The sequence below is a fragment of the Ignavibacteriales bacterium genome (assembly GCA_016214905.1).
Lineage (GTDB): Bacteria > Bacteroidota > Ignavibacteria > UBA10030 > SZUA-254 > PNNN01.
This window is the reverse complement of record JACRMQ010000002.1, coordinates 19343-35349: the sequence shown is the minus strand read 5'-3', so window position 1 is coordinate 35349 and position 16007 is coordinate 19343. Positions and strand designations below refer to the sequence as shown.

The 16007-nt window shown below is 39.5% G+C and carries 16 protein-coding genes; 2 read left to right on the top strand and 14 right to left on the bottom strand.

The window, feature by feature from the left end:
- Positions 1-10: 10 nt before the first annotated feature.
- The 4 genes from HZB59_00950 to HZB59_00935 all read right to left on the bottom strand — a co-directional run bounded on the left by HZB59_00950 (position 11) and on the right by HZB59_00935 (position 4592).
- Entirely contained in the window at positions 11-787 is a 777-nt protein-coding gene (locus tag HZB59_00950; protein ID MBI5019983.1) for a MotA/TolQ/ExbB proton channel family protein, read from the bottom strand.
- Between the two features lie 49 nt (positions 788-836).
- Entirely contained in the window at positions 837-1184 is a 348-nt protein-coding gene (locus HZB59_00945) for an STAS domain-containing protein (protein MBI5019982.1), read from the bottom strand.
- Between the two features lie 218 nt (positions 1185-1402).
- Positions 1403-2734 (bottom strand): sigma-54-dependent Fis family transcriptional regulator, encoded by a 1332-nt coding sequence (locus HZB59_00940; GenBank protein MBI5019981.1) that lies wholly within the window; start codon positions 2732-2734, stop codon positions 1403-1405.
- Complete coding sequence (locus HZB59_00935) at positions 2727-4592, bottom strand: HAMP domain-containing protein (protein MBI5019980.1); 1866 nt, start codon at positions 4590-4592, stop codon at positions 2727-2729. Before HZB59_00935 ends, HZB59_00940 begins: the two co-directional genes overlap by 8 nt.
- Positions 4593-4728: 136 nt before the next feature.
- On the opposite strand from HZB59_00935, the gene HZB59_00930 reads away from it, so the two are divergent.
- Positions 4729-6444 (top strand): amino acid permease, encoded by a 1716-nt coding sequence (locus HZB59_00930; GenBank protein ID MBI5019979.1) that lies wholly within the window; start codon positions 4729-4731, stop codon positions 6442-6444.
- Here the strand turns inward: HZB59_00930 and HZB59_00925 are convergent.
- On the bottom strand, positions 6439-6831 hold the full coding sequence (locus HZB59_00925) for a response regulator (protein ID MBI5019978.1): 393 nt from the start codon (positions 6829-6831) through the stop codon (positions 6439-6441). The genes HZB59_00930 and HZB59_00925 overlap by 6 nt on opposite strands.
- A gap of 163 nt (positions 6832-6994) precedes the next feature.
- Between HZB59_00925 and HZB59_00920 the strand changes: the two genes are divergently transcribed.
- Entirely contained in the window at positions 6995-7366 is a 372-nt protein-coding gene (locus HZB59_00920) for a response regulator (GenBank protein ID MBI5019977.1), read from the top strand.
- A gap of 64 nt (positions 7367-7430) precedes the next feature.
- Here the strand turns inward: HZB59_00920 and HZB59_00915 are convergent, their stop codons facing one another.
- The 9 genes from HZB59_00915 to HZB59_00875 all read right to left on the bottom strand — a co-directional run bounded on the left by HZB59_00915 (position 7431) and on the right by HZB59_00875 (position 15967).
- On the bottom strand, positions 7431-7706 hold the full coding sequence (locus HZB59_00915) for a DUF3098 domain-containing protein (GenBank protein ID MBI5019976.1): 276 nt from the start codon (positions 7704-7706) through the stop codon (positions 7431-7433).
- 54 nt (positions 7707-7760) lie between these two features.
- Positions 7761-8450, bottom strand: coding sequence for an ABC transporter ATP-binding protein (locus HZB59_00910; GenBank protein ID MBI5019975.1), 690 nt, complete (start codon positions 8448-8450; stop codon positions 7761-7763).
- Positions 8447-9682, bottom strand: coding sequence for an ABC transporter permease (locus HZB59_00905; protein ID MBI5019974.1), 1236 nt, complete (start codon positions 9680-9682; stop codon positions 8447-8449). Before HZB59_00905 ends, HZB59_00910 begins: the two co-directional genes overlap by 4 nt.
- On the bottom strand, positions 9682-10860 hold the full coding sequence (locus tag HZB59_00900; protein ID MBI5019973.1) for an ABC transporter permease: 1179 nt from the start codon (positions 10858-10860) through the stop codon (positions 9682-9684). Before HZB59_00900 ends, HZB59_00905 begins: the two co-directional genes overlap by 1 nt.
- Positions 10861-10955: 95 nt before the next feature.
- A protein-coding gene (prfB, locus tag HZB59_00895; GenBank protein ID MBI5019972.1) for a peptide chain release factor 2 occupies positions 10956-12063 on the bottom strand; the annotation gives its coding sequence in 2 pieces (ribosomal slippage) (positions 10956-11993 and positions 11995-12063; 1107 coding nt in all).
- A gap of 696 nt (positions 12064-12759) precedes the next feature.
- Positions 12760-13059, bottom strand: coding sequence for a hypothetical protein (locus tag HZB59_00890; protein MBI5019971.1), 300 nt, complete (start codon positions 13057-13059; stop codon positions 12760-12762).
- 153 nt (positions 13060-13212) lie between these two features.
- The gene (locus HZB59_00885; GenBank protein ID MBI5019970.1) at positions 13213-14595 is read right to left on the bottom strand and encodes a serine/threonine-protein phosphatase; all 1383 of its coding nucleotides are present in this window, start codon (positions 14593-14595) and stop codon (positions 13213-13215) included.
- Positions 14596-14642: 47 nt separating this feature from the next.
- On the bottom strand, positions 14643-15023 hold the full coding sequence (locus HZB59_00880; protein ID MBI5019969.1) for a hypothetical protein: 381 nt from the start codon (positions 15021-15023) through the stop codon (positions 14643-14645).
- Between the two features lie 275 nt (positions 15024-15298).
- Positions 15299-15967, bottom strand: a complete 669-nt coding sequence (locus tag HZB59_00875; GenBank protein MBI5019968.1) for a hypothetical protein — start codon at positions 15965-15967, stop codon at positions 15299-15301.
- Positions 15968-16007 lie beyond the last annotated feature (40 nt).

The window sequence follows — 16007 nt, the reverse complement described above, 5'->3', positions numbered from 1 at the left end:
CTTTGTTTTATTATTTTTTAACTTTAAGCGTTTGGATTATATCGAAGCTCGCTTCATCGATCATATAAGTAAAGCTATCTACCTTATTGACGAAGAAGTTGTAAGCGACGATTCCGATGATGGCGGCAAAGATACCTAATGCCGTATTAATAAGAGCTTCAGAAATACCGATCGAAAGCTGTATAGCATCGGGGGCGCCGGTTTTTGCAAGTGCCTGGAATGCGCGAATCATACCAACTACCGTTCCTAACAAACCTAACATTGTTGCGATAGAGGCGATTGTTGATAATGCAATAAGATTTTTTTCTAATAATGGCATTTCTAATGCCGTAGCTTCTTCGATCGCGCGTTGAACTTCAGCCATCTGCTTCTCAGCATCGACGGATTTTCCATCTTTTGCGAATGACAAATAGTGATCTAATCCGGCGCGAATAATATTCGCCATTGAACCGCGTTGCTGGTCGCATGCTTTTATCGCGGCTTCGATATTTCCATCGGCTAATGCTTTCTGAACGTTCTTCAAAAACGTTGCAAGGGCACCTCGTCCTTGCGCTTTACGAAGAGACAATATTCGTTCGATGATAAATGTGATAACCATAATTGATAGGGCGATAAGGAACGGAACGATAATTCCACCTGTGTAAACCATACCCATCAAATTATTCGGTTTCATGCGATTGGCGCCATCGTAGAAGTTTGCCGGAGATCCGAGTATGAATACCCAGATAACAAAACCGATTGCGATCGCTAAAAAGACAACGACACTAACAAATGTTGATTGTTTCATTAGTATAACTCCTGAAAATGTTAAAGATTATTTAAATGATTATTTATTATTATTTTTTAAAACTTTCAACCGCTTGGTCTAACGAATCGTGAACATCAAATACTTCCACAAGCCGTGTAATAGCAAGAAGATTTTCCACCTTCTCGCTCAGACCTACAAGTTTAATTTCGCCGCCATTCTTTTTGAATGACGTATGAGCGGCAATGATAGCTCCGATGCCGGAACTGTTCATATAATTTACTTTTTGCATATTGACGATGAGGGATTTATTCCCTTGTTCAATAAAATCCGTAACTTCACGACGAAATTGATCAGTATCCTGATCACCGATCAATGATCCTTTAACATCAATGATGGCAACCCGCCCATCTTGTATCGTTCGTGATTTTACTGTCATGAGGAATTTATTCTATCGATTCAAATCTAAAACAAAAGCAAACAAAACGGATGCCACAAGGTACATGATGATTTAATCAAAATGAGGTATTTAGCATGGAATTATTGTTACCGAAGGAATGATTTCTTGCAATTCGCAATGAAGATCAGAGAGAGAAAAGAGATTCGCTATAACTTATTTTAAAATATAGCAATTGCACGTCGTGCAAATTGCAAGACTCAATCATGTAATCCGTATTTCTTCCTCTTTCTCCATAGCGTTGCAGGATCGATATGTAGGATTCTCGCTGCTTCATCAAGATCCTTAACAACTTTTAAAACGCGTGAGATATGATAACGCTCGATCGCTTCTAACGAAAGTAAACCAGCTTTTACCGATTCGGGATTTTGCAATTCGGGTGGCAAATGCGACACTTCGATGGTTCCTTGTTTTGCTAAAAGGACGGCTCGTTCGATGATGTTCTCAAGCTCGCGGACATTGCCCGGCCAAGAGTAGGATGTTAATAGCTTCATCGCTTCAGCGGAAATATCAATATGTGCTGTATTGGAAAATTTTTTTATAAAATGATAGATTAATAATATAATATCTTCTGACCGCTCACGTAACGGAGGTAAAGAAATACGAACGGCGTTGAGCCGGTAATATAAATCTTCTCTAAAACTTCCATCTTTCAAAGAGTCGGCTAACCTGCGGTTTGTTGCCGCAATAACGCGTACGTCAACTTTCCGCGTGATGTTTTCACCAACTCTTTCAAATTCACGGTGCTGCAAAAATCGCAGCAATTTCACCTGCGATGATGGAGGAATATCCGCTATCTCATCTAAAAATATCGTTCCTTCATTCGCAACTTCAAATCTGCCTTCTCTGTCTTTTATCGCTCCGGTAAATGCTCCTTTCACATGGCCGAACAGTTCGCTCTCAATCAAATTCTCGGGAAGCGCCGCGCAATTCACTTTTACTAACGGTTTCAATTTCCTATTGCTGTTATCGTGTATAAATTGCGCAACCATCTCCTTTCCTGTTCCGCTTTCACCTTCGATGAGTACAGACATCGAACTATCTGCCACCTGCCTGGCAAGTTCTAATTGTTGCTGCATGATATTGTTACGTGTGATGATAACTGAGGATGATTGGATCCCTGCAACCATTCGCCTCAGAGAGTTCACTTCGGTTTGAAGATTATGATGATCCAAAACTTTTTCAGTGAATAGTTGAAGCTCTTTCAAATCGAACGGTTTCTGAAGAAAATCGAACGCCCCCGCTTTAATTGCTTCTACTGCACTATCAATTGATCCATGAGCGGTGATGATGACAGCCGTTGTCAAAGGAGATTTCGCGCGGATTTCTTTCAATACTTGCATGCCATCTATCGGCTGCATCATTAAATCGATAAACGCTATATCATATTTATCCTCTGCTATCTGCTCAACTGCATCCACCGGATTTAAAAAGCCATCAACATATAGTCCTATTGCTTCCAATCCAATTTTAATTGTTTTTAAAATATTCGGTTCATCATCAACCACTAAAACTCTCGCGCGATCAGCCATCCTGAGTCCTCTCGACTTCTGTTATTGGTAATAAGATAGTGAATGTAGTCCCTTTATTCACTTCGCTTTTCACTGATATATTGCCGCCGTACATATCAACAATTTCTTTAGCAATCGCTAATCCCAAACCGACACTCCCGGGGGTCGAATCGGGTTGTTGTTTCACTTGAACAAATTTATCAAAAATTTTATCAATGAATTCGGCAGGGATCCCTCTTCCCGTATCTGAAACGTCGATCCGTATGTTTTTATTAATTTGCGAAGTGTTTATCTCAACCTTTCCGCCTGAATCGGTGTACCGGAGAGCGTTTGCCAAAAGATTCGATAATACCCACATAAGTTGCTGCTCATCGCCTATAAATTTCGGGATCGCCTTGTCGTAGTTATGAATCAGCATTACTCCTTTTTCTTTAAATTGCAGATACATTGGCTGCACGGCAGTTTCGATAATTTTCTGAATATCTACCAGTTCTTCTTTTACTTCAAGTTTACCCGATTCGAGCTTTGAGAGTTGCAGAAGGTCTTTTACCATTTTAGTAAGACGCTCACAATCCTGTTTCGATGATTCAAGCAACTCTTGTTGTGCCGGAGTAACTTCGCCCAATAATTTTTGTCTCAGGATATCGACGCTCATGTTTATCGATGTGAGTGGTGTTCTGAATTCGTGAGATACCGCCGCCATGAAATCAGATTTCATCTTATCCAATTCTTTAAATTGTGTGACATCCTGCAATATCAGTACAACTCCCCGTTTTCCACCCGATGGTACCGCAATCTCGGAAACGCGCGGACGTAAAAATATTTGTCTACCGTTGTGATTGAACTGCAGATATGGTGCTTTAAGAGTTGAGGCCTGCCCCGGGTTATGGAATATCTCAATTAACCTATCGTCTGTTATTACATCCTCAATTTTTTTTCCGTAAGCTTCGGCTTCAGTTATTTTAATAAGCTGTTCAGCGGAACGGTTCATCAGTTGAATTGTAATTTCTTCATCGCATACTATAATCGCATCGGAGATACTCTCAACAATTGTTTCAGATTTTTGTTTTTCTGAAATTATTTTTTCAATGTTCATCGCTTCATATTTACGCAACCGCTCTGTCATCTTATTGAACTCGCGGCTGAGTTCTCCGATTTCATCATTCGTAGTGATATCAATTTTTAAATCGAGCTGTCCCCTCCCAATCTGATTTACAGTCGCCGATAATTTTTCCGCAGGTTCGATTATCCTTTTGGTGAATTGAATCATGGTTAAAATGCTCAAGCTTACAGCTACAATAGCCGCAAAAAGCACAGCAATGATTGCTTCATCAGAAGTACTCTTAGATTCTTTCGCTTTGGCCATCATCTCTTTTTGATTTTCTTCAATCAACCAGAATGCGTTATCGGATAACCTTTGAGCAAAGGGTCTGACTATATTACCATAATACGTTCTTGCTTTGATATCTCTTTTTCTTGAAACTAGGGAGAATAGTGAATCAGAGACGAATATATATCCGGCGTATGTCGAACGAATGTTATCGAGAATCCGGTCCGCATCGGGTAACGATCGTCTCTCGTTCGCCTTATCGAATACCTGATAGAACTCATCTTTTGCGGTACTAAACTCAGCATAGCCGTTATCATATTCACCATTCAATATCATGCTGAGTCCATGCTCATGCCGTTCTACAAGGTGAGCCATTCTCTCTAGTACAATAACGTGAGGATAATTTTCATTAAGGATAGAATTGAATGCTAAAGTGATTCTGCCAAAATTAAAAATTGCCCATCCCGTAACAGCCACATTGATCAAGACGAGTACGATGTACCCGAATCCTATTTTGAATCTTAGACTATTTAAAAATGGAGTTTGCATAACCGTTGTGATAATATATCTAGAAAGTGTGGAAAATTCAACCATGACAGAAATATATAGATGTTTGATTATTCAGATTATTCTTCTTATACTTTGCCTGCTTTATATGAAAAAAATATCTAAAAACCACTGATATATGGAACTTTCCACTAGCCGCCCCCGTGTTTTAGGGTGGCTCCGTAGCGCTGCAATTTTAGACGGTGATTGGGGAACGAGCATTGCTTATGTCTTAGGTATTGCATTTTTCCACGCCGGTTACTATAGCGGCTTGCATCTCATGATGATGCTCGCCTTCACTATAATGATCTCGCTGAATTATATAACCATTTGCAGGTTATATCCCGCCGGAGGTGGTGTATATTCTTCTGTCAGTCATCGTTCACGACCCCTAGCAGTAATTGGCGCATTAATGCTGAGCGCCGATTATGTTATAACAGCTTCCCTTTCTGTTCTGGACGGCTGTCATTATCTCGCATTCGGTAGACCCGAATTATGGGCGATTGGAATTCTTTTTGGAATCGGAATTCTAAATTGGTTCGGGCCAAGGCATGCCGGCAGTTTTGCAATGATTATATCAACTGCAACACTCGCTGGATTAGCAGTACTTGTTGCTTATGCGTTTCCCACTGCTGTTAAGAATGTATCGCTTGCTCCGGATCCTAACGGTTTCATGACCAACTGGTCTTTCTTCGTCGCTATTATTTTATCAATATCCGGCATAGAATCAATCTCGAATATGACTGGAGTAATGAAAGATCCTACGCGCAGTTCTCGAAAAGCTATTCTCACAGTTCTTCTTAAAATTTCTGTCGTAACCATTGTTTTGGGGTTGGCAATGAATGCCGTTCCCGATCTCAGCCGTACGGAACATAAAGAAGAAATGATTAGATTCCTTGGGTCTGTTTATGTTGGGAATTGGTTCGGACCGATAATCGGGTTTGTGCTGGGATTTCTTTTAATATCCGCCGGTAACACTGCCATCAACGCCCTCACTTCGATCCAATTTTTAATGTCGGTGGATGGTGAGTTACCAATCGGATTGAGAAAACTGAATAAGTACGGTGTACCTATTTATCCGCTGATGATCTCAACGCTACTGCCGATAATTGTATTGATACTGATTAACGATGTCATAACTCTCTCCTCCCTTTATGCAATCGGAGTGGTTGGCGCGATTATGATCAATGTAGGATCGACTGGGACAGATAGATCGATTAAATTACCGACATGGACACGCGCTTTCATGATCCTCTCCACGGTCGTGTTATTTTTAATTGAAGCTACCATCGTTGTAGAAAAATCCAAAGCCGTGCTGTTCGCATTGAGCGTATTATTTATCGGGTTGGGTGCGCGTGAGATCGCACGCAGACGAAAAGTTGTCGTTGCACCACCAATACCTGTTGCGGTTTCACCTATCGGTACGATACCCCGACCTGAAATTTCTACATTCACATCGCGAATGCTTGTTGCGGTAAGAGGCGGCGGACAAAAATTATTACGTCAGGCATGTGAAGATGCAAAATTGAAAAAAGCGTTTCTCTTCATACTAAATATCAAAGAAATCGCCGTCACCGGTTCGTTACCCGAGCATATTGCTGCTGAGAACTTTATAAATAACGATTGGATGGCTGAGATTTGCAGTGAATATGGAATACCGTTTAAGGTCATCAGCGTTCTATCGAACGAGGTAGGATATACGATTGCAGAACATGCCGCTACACTCGCTGTAGATCGATTGATTTTAGGTGCCACCCAACGAAGTTTAGTTGATAAAGCGTTACGTGGAGATGTTATTCGTACAGTTTCGGAATTATTACCGGAAGAGATTCAATTGCTCATCTACCGATCATGACATTTTTGAGAGAATATCTTCAAGACGCAGTTCAATCTGCTCAACATCAATCGGTTTTTTCAATATTCCGAATACCCCTATCTTGCGAGCTTCAGAAAGAACACGATCATCCTGAAAACCGGTGATGAATAAAAACGGAATATTCGCCATTTCGGGTGTGGATTTTACTTTCTTAAACATCTCGAAACCGCTCATCCGCGGCATAACAACATCTGATATGATCACATCAGGTTTGAAGGATGCAATTTTTTCCAATCCTTCAAGTCCGTCATTAGCAACTTCAACGTGGTAGTTATCCATTAATAGAAGGTCGCGCAATAACTCGGCAAACCCGATTTCATCATCAACTAACAATATTTTTCGAGATTTATCTACTTGAACTGCCATCTTAATAGTTCCCTTTTACTGGTTGTGCCAATATAGCCAATGCAAACGCAATAATCAAGTTTTTTCTTGACTTTTTTTATAAATTCGTAAAAATAAATTGACATTACCTTTACACTTTTGTAAATTTTCATATAATCTTTCAGTCAATGACAAAGGAATCGTAATGGCAGCTCACATGAAAATGTTATGCGTGGATGATAACTCGGAGTTACGCAACAATCTCAAAGATCAATTTATGAACGAGGATTTCGATGTCGATACGGCTGAAGATGGAATTATCGCGTTAGAAAAATTAACGACCAATCATTATGATATCGTTCTGATGGATATGAAGATGCCCCGTATGGATGGTATAACTGTTCTGAGAGAATTAAAAAAAACAAATCGTCTTCCTCAAATCATCATGTTAACTGCGGTGAACGATGTTCCCACTGCCCTCGAGTGTGTTAAGCTTGGAGCGAAAGATTATATATCAAAACCTTACGACCCTGAAGAATTGCTGCACGTGGTCATTAAAACACTCGGCTCCTCCTGAAAATATAAAAGGTATTTTACACCTTGTATCGGCAAAATACCTTTTAGAATTTATTCTTATTTTTTTACTGCGGAACTTGTTCCGCAGGCATCTCATTTTTCTTTTCTTTTTTCCTATACATTATACCAACAGGAATAATCACGCAGTAGCCAAGCACCAACAATATCGGTGCGAGCGTGAGTTGGGAAAATCCTTCAACCTTATTTCCCGAGAGTGCAATATAACCGAGAATTATAACAAGTAATCCGATTCCCAAGATTATATAATTCACCCTCTCTAAAGGGAGGATCTCATCCTGCTTCAATTTTTTTGTCAATTTCGATTTTTCAATTTTTGCCATACTACTAATTTCCTAATATGTTCGGCACTAATGTAATAAAAAAGTATCAATTACTCAAATTTGAAAAAGTTTACCATCTGTCATCTTGAAATTTCTATCAGAGCGTTTCGCGAATCGATCGTTATGGGTTACTATTACGAACGATTGCTTCTCCGTCTTATTCAATTCCAATATCAACTCATGCAGTTGCGCACCGTTCGCAGAGTCGAGATTACCTGTAGGTTCATCAGCCAAAACTATCTTAGGTTTATTGGCGAGGGCGCGTGCAACAGCCGCTCTTTGCTGTTCGCCTCCGGATAATTCTGTCGGTTTATGCTCTCCTCGATGTGTCATCCCAACTTTATCCAGTAATTCAATCGCCCTTTTCCGGGCTTCATTTTTATTCATCCCCGCAATCATCAGTGGTATAATTACATTCTCAATCGAAGTAAACTCGGGTAAAAGATGATGGAATTGAAAAATGAAACCGATATTTTCGAATCGCCGTCTGGCAATTGTTTCATCGTTAAAGGATGAAATATCCTTATCATGCCAGAATACCTTACCGCTTGTCGGTTTATCCAATCCGCCAAGGATATGGAGTAATGTGCTCTTCCCCGATCCCGAGGCACCGACAATTGTTACAATCTCTTCTTCGTACACTTGAAAGTCTATCCCTTTAAGAACTTCCAGAGAAGATGATTTATTTTCATTGATGTGATAACTTTTATAAATTTCTTCACAATGTAGAATTTGATTACTCATTCCCATCTCAATCCTTCCGACGGTAAAGTTGCAGCCGCCTTGCGTGCCGGATAATACGCGGCAATAAATGAAAGTCCTAACGATGCGATAGTTATTGAAACGAAATCTGTCCATTGAATATCAACCGGTATTGCCGGTATAATGTAAACAGAAGTATCGAGCGGAAATATTTGATATCGAACCTGCAAGTACAATACAATAAGTCCGATAATTATGCCAAGCACTGTACCGATAATCCCTATAACTAATCCCTCAAACATAAACAATCGAACAAGATTTTTCGAATTCATTCCCATCACCTTGAGTACGCTTATATCGCGTTGCTTTTCAAGAACACCCATAGTTAGCGAACCAAGCATATTGAATGTTGCCACAAGAATTATTATGCTTAACAGAATGTAAGCTGCCCACCGCTCAATTTGCATTACCGAATATAAATTTTTGTGCAAATCGTACCATGTTGAGACCGAGTATTCGTTTGAAAGCCGATCCATCAGAATATTTTTTACCTGATCGGCTTTGTTGAAATCATGCAAGCGAATCTCTATACCGTTAAACTTTTCAACCAAACCGAACATCCTTTGCGCTTCTGCTAAAGATATGTAAGCATAACTTCCGTCATAATCGCGATTGTTGGATTCATAAATTCCGGCGACATGAAATTTCGATCCTTCTGGAATATTGACACCTGTTAGCGCCGTCTGAACACTGTTTGGACTGTAAACCACAATTTCGTTCCCAAGTATCGAAGCAAGACGATCGGCCAGAGTTAAACCAATAATCATCCCCGGTACACCCTCTTTCTCTGTAAATTTCAAATTGCCCAGAACAATTTTATTCTTTAAACCTGTAACATTGCCAACTCCATTTTCATCCACACCGCGGATGAAAACAACTTTATTGAACGATTCCATTGTCAACATAGCCTTGCCAGAAATAAATGGAGAATATGCAAGCACATCCGGATTATCCTTTAACTCCAATTGAAACTTTTCATACTCGTCGGAAGTGATGTTCCCCCGTTTTTCGATTCTTATGTGTGGATCAAAACCTACAAGAACCGATGTAACAACACCGCTGAACCCATTGAAGACCGAAAGTGCAATCAGCAACGCCGCTACGCCGATAGTAATTCCAACAATGGAGATATAACCGATAATATTGATAAAACGGATTTTTCGTTTTGAACGAAGATACCTGAGAGCGATTAATATTTCAACCCGATTCAACATTAACCGAACCTCAGTGCTGTTACGGTATCAAGTTTTGATGCAGAGCGTGAAGGAAGGATTGTAGTCAGCATGCAAAGCAGCAATGCTAAAAATGATACCAGAACAAAATTCTCCCACCGCAACATCATAGGAACCGTATCCATATAATATATGTCGGAGGGTAAAGATAATATTTTGAATTCAACTTGTAGCCAACATAATACGTATGCAAGCAAATTACCTAATGATATTCCAACGATAGAGAGTAGTAAACCTTGCAGACGAAAAATACTTTTCACCAACTTCGGACCGGCTCCCAGTGACTTCATGATACCGATAGCGTGAGTTTTTTCGAGTACAAACATGAGTAAAGTGCCGATGATATTCACCGTGGCAACCATTATTATCAAACTCAACAGAATTGGCGACATTTTCTTTTGAAGCTCAACCCATGAAAACAGATTGCGATATAGTTGAAAAACGGTTCGCACATAATGCGGATAACCGAGTGACGATTGTACTTGTGCCGCAATTTTATCAACTTCCTTAATATCATGGACGGTTATATCATAGCCGGAAATATTTTCTCCCATCTGGAACAGTTGCTGTGCTTCTTCTAAGGTGGTATAAGCGTTGATATCATCGAACTCAGCCATACCCGACTCATAAACACCGACTAACTCGAATTGTTTCGCCCGCGGTTGCAAACCTTTAGATTGAGGCAACGCAAAAACCACAAGCTTATCACCAACATTCACATTCAGTCTATTGGCAAGTTTTTTCCCTATCACTATCTGCGGTTTATCTCGCTTGACAACATCAATATACCTTCCCGAAACAATGTGCTGATGTGAAGTCAAAACTTGCGATGCAGGATCAATACCTTTCAAGAATATTCCATCTATTGATTCAGAAGAACGAATCATTCCTTCGCGTGCCGCAAATGGGGCAATATCTTTTACGCCGGCTATTTGTTGTTTTACTTTTTGAATCGATTCTTTGTAATTCGTAAGAGGAATGTTTTGATAACCACGGACTTCAATATGAGATGTAAAGGCAATAACCTTTTCTTTAATTTCCCTTTCGAATCCATCGAGAACTGTCAGAGTTATTATGAGAGCGGCTGTTCCAAGCATCACTCCTATTATCGCAATCGATGTAATGAAGGAAAGAAATCCGTTTCGCCTGTGCGACTCCATGTAACGTTTTGCTATAAACCAGGAAAGAGACAATTTTAAGTTATGAGTTATGAGGTATTGATATTTTTACTTTTTAATTTTTAATTTTGAATTGTTCAATGAGTTTGTTTCCCATATTCCATCAAGAATGCTTTGATAAACTGATCCAGATCTCCGTCCATCACACCTTGGGTATTACTCGTTTCCACATCGGTACGATGATCCTTAACCATGTTGTATGGATGAAAAACGTAAGAGCGAATCTGACTACCCCACTCGATTTTCTTTTTCGTGCTTTCGATTGTGGCAAGCCGCGCTTCTTCCTCTTCTTTACGCAACTGATAAAGCCGTGACTTTAACATCTTCAGCGCGCGCTCTTTGTTTTGGAATTGTGAACGTTCCTGCTGACATGCAACAACAACACCGCTGGGAATATGCTTAATTCGTACAGCAGTTTCAACTTTGTTTACGTTCTGTCCGCCTTTGCCGCCTGCTCGATAAGTACCGATATCGAGATCGGCTGGATTGATCTCGATTTCAACATCATCTTCAATTTCGGGATAGACGAAGACAGAAGAAAACGAAGTATGCCTGCGCGCATTAGAATCGAACGGTGAAATGCGAACCAAGCGATGTACACCGCTTTCTGCTTTTAAATATCCGTAAGCGAATTGTCCCTGCACTTCAATGGTTGCGCTTTTCAATCCTGCTCCTTCGCCTGCTAATTCATCTAATAAAAATGTTTTAAATCCTTTTCGCTCGCACCAGCGGAGATACATTCGCATCAACATTTCAGTCCAATCTTGCGCCTCTGTTCCACCTGCGCCTGCATGGACGGTGAGAATGCAATTCTTCTCGTCGTCATCGCCGCTGAGCATGTTGCGGAATTCTAAATCGTCAAGAAGTTTTTCAGTATCGGTAATCTCATTCTGCAACTCAGTCTCAAAAGAATCATCTGCCGATTCAACTGCAAGCTCTAAGAGTGCTTGCGCATCTTGATATTTACGCCGGATGGCAGACCACGAATTCACCCATTGCTTTCGCCGATCTATTTGCTGCATCACTTTTTGTGCGGCAATATTATCGTTCCAGAAATTAGGTGTGTGGGCTTTCGCTTCGAGGTCGGCTATTTCCTTTTCTTTTTTGTCAAGGTCAAAGATACCCCCGGAGAGATGTTAGTTTTGCTTCAAGTTCTTTTAATTTATCTTTTACGTCTTCAAACATATCAATATTCAATGCTATTTTTATTATTTTACCGACCTAAATTACGTATAATAGCTCGTAAAACAAAATTTGGGTGGAATTTTTAAATGATTAGATATTCAGCTTGAGCCACTGACTGAGCGGTTTTCTTACTTGTCAAGTTTCACATATCTAATAAACATCTTGTCCGTTTTACTTACTTGTCCTCTCAACCATTTGAAATGCTCTGTCATTTGTTTTGTAAACATAGTTCTTTCATCTCCTACAGGTAAAGTCTTATTATTTAGTTCAGTCTGAACATACTGCAGTTCCGCAGCTCGCTTCGAGATTGCATCGATGTGTTTTGCAATTTCCCCTTTGAACAAGAATTTCGAATGTGCTGTCTCTTGAAGAAAAAGAATAAGTTCCTCATTTGTAACATTACCTTTCTGTCTAACCGCTTTAAGAAATCCATGATTGACTCATAGATTTTCATCCTAGGTCCGTAAAGGTCAAACCTCACTTTATATTCTTGAATTCTATATTGGCTATAAGCAATGATCAATGTCAGGATCGCAATTACTGGAGTTAGAAAACCAGAAAGAACAGTCGGAAATTCTTTCAATGTACCCATATTATAAAACCATATAGCTTTAAATTTTGCTGTTAATTATCTCTATTAAACACATTGAAAATGTATCATAAAAAAGAAAAGAAATCAAATGGCGAAGTTGAATGCTATGTGAGGAAGAAGACGGCAACAATTGCTGCAAGCGCAGCGCCTGACTGCAGTGCAAGTACCAGTAACGTTTGTCTTGGCGCCCGTGGCAGCCACTTGATTGCGAAGAACGCCACTATCGGTACCTGTGCAACCATGAGCAACTGAAAGATATGGGCAGCAGTCCCCTCATCTGCCTCATGGACAACGCCGAATATTGCAGCATGACCAAGTACCATGGCTAAGGCGACAAGCGACATTGCCAGCGGAAGAAAAGCACTCGGCTTATTCAATGATAGGATTTTCATCCAGGAGCCCATTCTAATTATTATATTGCAAACTAAATAAATTAATCACAGTAAAAATTTACCATAAAATAAATAGGAAATCAAATCCATAACTTAAAGCGCGATTCACGTCCAACCTTGAATCTAACCTGAACGTGAGTCGCACATCTATATCTTAAGTTTCATTCAATCCAAAAATTTTACAACCACGAGACCAACATCGTCATCGAGTGTTCTCTCTTTGCTAAAAATCTTCACCTCTTCTAATAGATTTTGCGCAAATGTTTGAGCATCTAACTTAAAGTTAGATTGAAAATATTCGTACAGCCGCTGCTCACCATACTGTTCTTCCTGTGAATTGAATTGCTCAACGAGTCCATCGGTATAAGAAATAATCATACTGCCGGATCGAAACTCTTCAATCTCTTTAGTCAGATTTGGCAATGACGAACGAACACCGAGAGGGATTGTCCCCTTCTTTAATGTACGAATAGCACCATCGGCATATATTAAAGGTGACGGATGACCCGCATTGACATACGAAATAATTTGTTTGGTCGTATCGATTTCTGCTGCGAAAAACGTTACAAAATGCTTCTTTTGCGTGCTATGGAATAACAAAATATTTAATCGCTCAACAAGTTGCTCTAATCCGATTTCCATTTTAGCAAGAAGATGAATCGAAGCCCGCACTTCAGCCATTATCAATGCCGCTGGAATTCCATTCCCCGAAACATCCGCAACAACAACTAAAAGTCTGTCATCCGCAAACTTAATAAAATCGCAATAATCACCACCGATAAATTTACCTTGCTCAACAATACCGTAAAGATAGAGACCGGCAACTTCCGGAAATGAGCTTGGCACAAATTTTTGCTGCACATGCGAAGCGATTCTAAGTTCATGTTCAATCTGTTCTTGTTTTTGTCTGATTTTGGATTCATCATTAACAAGTTTAAAAATTAACCGACGTGAATATTGAGCAAGAAATGCCATCAAAGCGATAAAGCCAATGAGTAAAATTATTTTTGTAGCTTGTCCTATGTACGTAACATCTTGACTAAAAAGCTCACGGTCATACCCACCCCAAGTCATCGTAATCGAACCGGAGATGCAGAGGTAAGTAATTATAATCATATACAACAAAACAGCTAAGATGCCTGTTACCAAAGTTAACTTCTTATCATACCGAAAAACTGTTAAACCGATAAGAGGATAAATGATAACAAAGACATAATTCTTCAGTGCAACTGCCGGGATTTCTATTTTTGTGTACAGGAAGAGCAATAGAAAAACCAAAATAATATCGAGACAAGATGTGATGTACTTCATGGCTGGATGATAACCAAAGCGCCGCATCCGTATAAGCACAAATAACCCATAGGTATAACCAAGAGCAAGAATACTGAAATTCATTATATTCGCTTGAAACGTTACAGACCTGACATTAAGCAACGCGATAAATGTCATGATGATAAGAAATGTTACCCGTCCGCTATTTGCATAGAATTCAGCTCTTGCTTCTTCTTTCGCTAAAGCGTTGCTGATGCGTTCAGTTAATTCTTGCACGTCATACCTTACTTCATTTTATTTCTAGATTCAAATTCGACCTTCACTTACGAATTGAGTCTCATATTTTTCCGATACCGCCAGTTGAGAAAAAATAGTACTCCAATAAGTGCAAGAGGTCCGGATATTATGACATATGTCATCAGTGGGAACTTACCCCACATTTCAACAATATAAAGTAGTCCGAGGGAAATAAAAATGATTCCTCCGATCCACTCTCTACGCCATGATAGTATTAGAACTCCTATCATAATAAATTGAAGAATAAGGTGTATGAGAAGAGCAAGAATTGTCGCTCCGAATCCCCGAGACTCCCCAAATACATCTAGCGCGAAAATACAGGTGAATGCTATAAAGACAATCGAAAGAACTCTTGGTGACCAGTATAACAATTGTTGCGCGGGGCTGAGATTCTTTGATTTACCAATGAGTTGTAGTAAAGCGTAAACAAGCGCAAAGGATCCGAGCAATAATAGCAAGATTCCGGGAAGATTATCGTTTATACCTATAATTAAAGTAATCACGATTGAAATCAAGCCTATTATAAACCAAACAAAAATTTCTGTTCGTTTATTTCGAGGTTCGAGGTGTTCTGATAGAGTATTCATTTTATTAATCTCCAAAATTTAGTCATTATTTAATCTCTTACATTCCGAATGTCATATCCTTGCATGCTAGGTATCAGTGATATATCAAATCATTACTAATCTTTGAATAGGCGAACACTTTTTCCCCATGTTGCATTGTCTTGTTGATCTGCTAAAGCTGCGGTACCTTCTTTGCTATCCAACAGTCCGTGAGGTTTGCCATCTATTTTAGCATCTAATATGTAGAAACATTGTCCATTGTTTGTTTTAGTAGAGCTCCAAAAATCTGTTTGCCCTCCCAAGCCAAAAAATTTGCCATCACCTCTTCGAACACCAGCCATTAACGCATTAAATCCACAACCACCAACCACCATTTGTTTATAAACCAGTTCCATAGTGCCTCCCAAATATTTATATAGATCTCTTTTCCCGCCCAAAGATTTTCGAAATGTCAGAAAATCTGATTCGGTCGGCAGATGCCAACCCGGTGGCGCGACTTGCTTTGCAGTTTCCCAATCATACAAATAACCATACCTTGTAATATTCATTGTGTCGTTATTATATGCCCAATAATTTCCATTAGCTGGTTTATATGCCAGATTTTCAGCCATAATCCATTGCTCACCTATTTTTATAGTTTTATAAATTTTGCCATCTCTTGTATCTGTAAAACTCCCCTTCTCATTTGGTTTGGCTGTTAATGGAACATCAGATTCATTAGTACCACAACCAATGAAAAAAATAATTAATCCCCAAATTATCAGGTAAATATTTTTGCATTTCATGACATTCTCCTTTAAGTATAGTTAACAATGCAAAATTTAC

Bases quoted from the DNA above. Each gene is read 5' to 3' on its own strand.
- HZB59_00950 (MBI5019983.1), bottom strand. From the start codon at position 787: ATGAAACAATCAACATTTGTTAGTGTCGTTGTCTTTTTAGCGATCGCA.
- HZB59_00945 (MBI5019982.1), bottom strand. From the start codon at position 1,184: ATGACAGTAAAATCACGAACGATACAAGATGGGCGGGTTGCCATCATT.
- HZB59_00940 (MBI5019981.1), bottom strand. From the start codon at position 2,734: ATGGCTGATCGCGCGAGAGTTTTAGTGGTTGATGATGAACCGAATATT.
- HZB59_00935 (MBI5019980.1), bottom strand. From the start codon at position 4,592: ATGCAAACTCCATTTTTAAATAGTCTAAGATTCAAAATAGGATTCGGG.
- HZB59_00930 (MBI5019979.1), top strand. From the start codon at position 4,729: ATGGAACTTTCCACTAGCCGCCCCCGTGTTTTAGGGTGGCTCCGTAGC.
- HZB59_00925 (MBI5019978.1), bottom strand. From the start codon at position 6,831: ATGGCAGTTCAAGTAGATAAATCTCGAAAAATATTGTTAGTTGATGAT.
- HZB59_00920 (MBI5019977.1), top strand. From the start codon at position 6,995: ATGGCAGCTCACATGAAAATGTTATGCGTGGATGATAACTCGGAGTTA.
- HZB59_00915 (MBI5019976.1), bottom strand. From the start codon at position 7,706: ATGGCAAAAATTGAAAAATCGAAATTGACAAAAAAATTGAAGCAGGAT.
- HZB59_00910 (MBI5019975.1), bottom strand. From the start codon at position 8,450: ATGAGTAATCAAATTCTACATTGTGAAGAAATTTATAAAAGTTATCAC.
- HZB59_00905 (MBI5019974.1), bottom strand. From the start codon at position 9,682: ATGTTGAATCGGGTTGAAATATTAATCGCTCTCAGGTATCTTCGTTCA.
- HZB59_00900 (MBI5019973.1), bottom strand. From the start codon at position 10,860: ATGGAGTCGCACAGGCGAAACGGATTTCTTTCCTTCATTACATCGATT.
- HZB59_00890 (MBI5019971.1), bottom strand. From the start codon at position 13,059: ATGGGCTCCTGGATGAAAATCCTATCATTGAATAAGCCGAGTGCTTTT.
- HZB59_00875 (MBI5019968.1), bottom strand. From the start codon at position 15,967: ATGAAATGCAAAAATATTTACCTGATAATTTGGGGATTAATTATTTTT.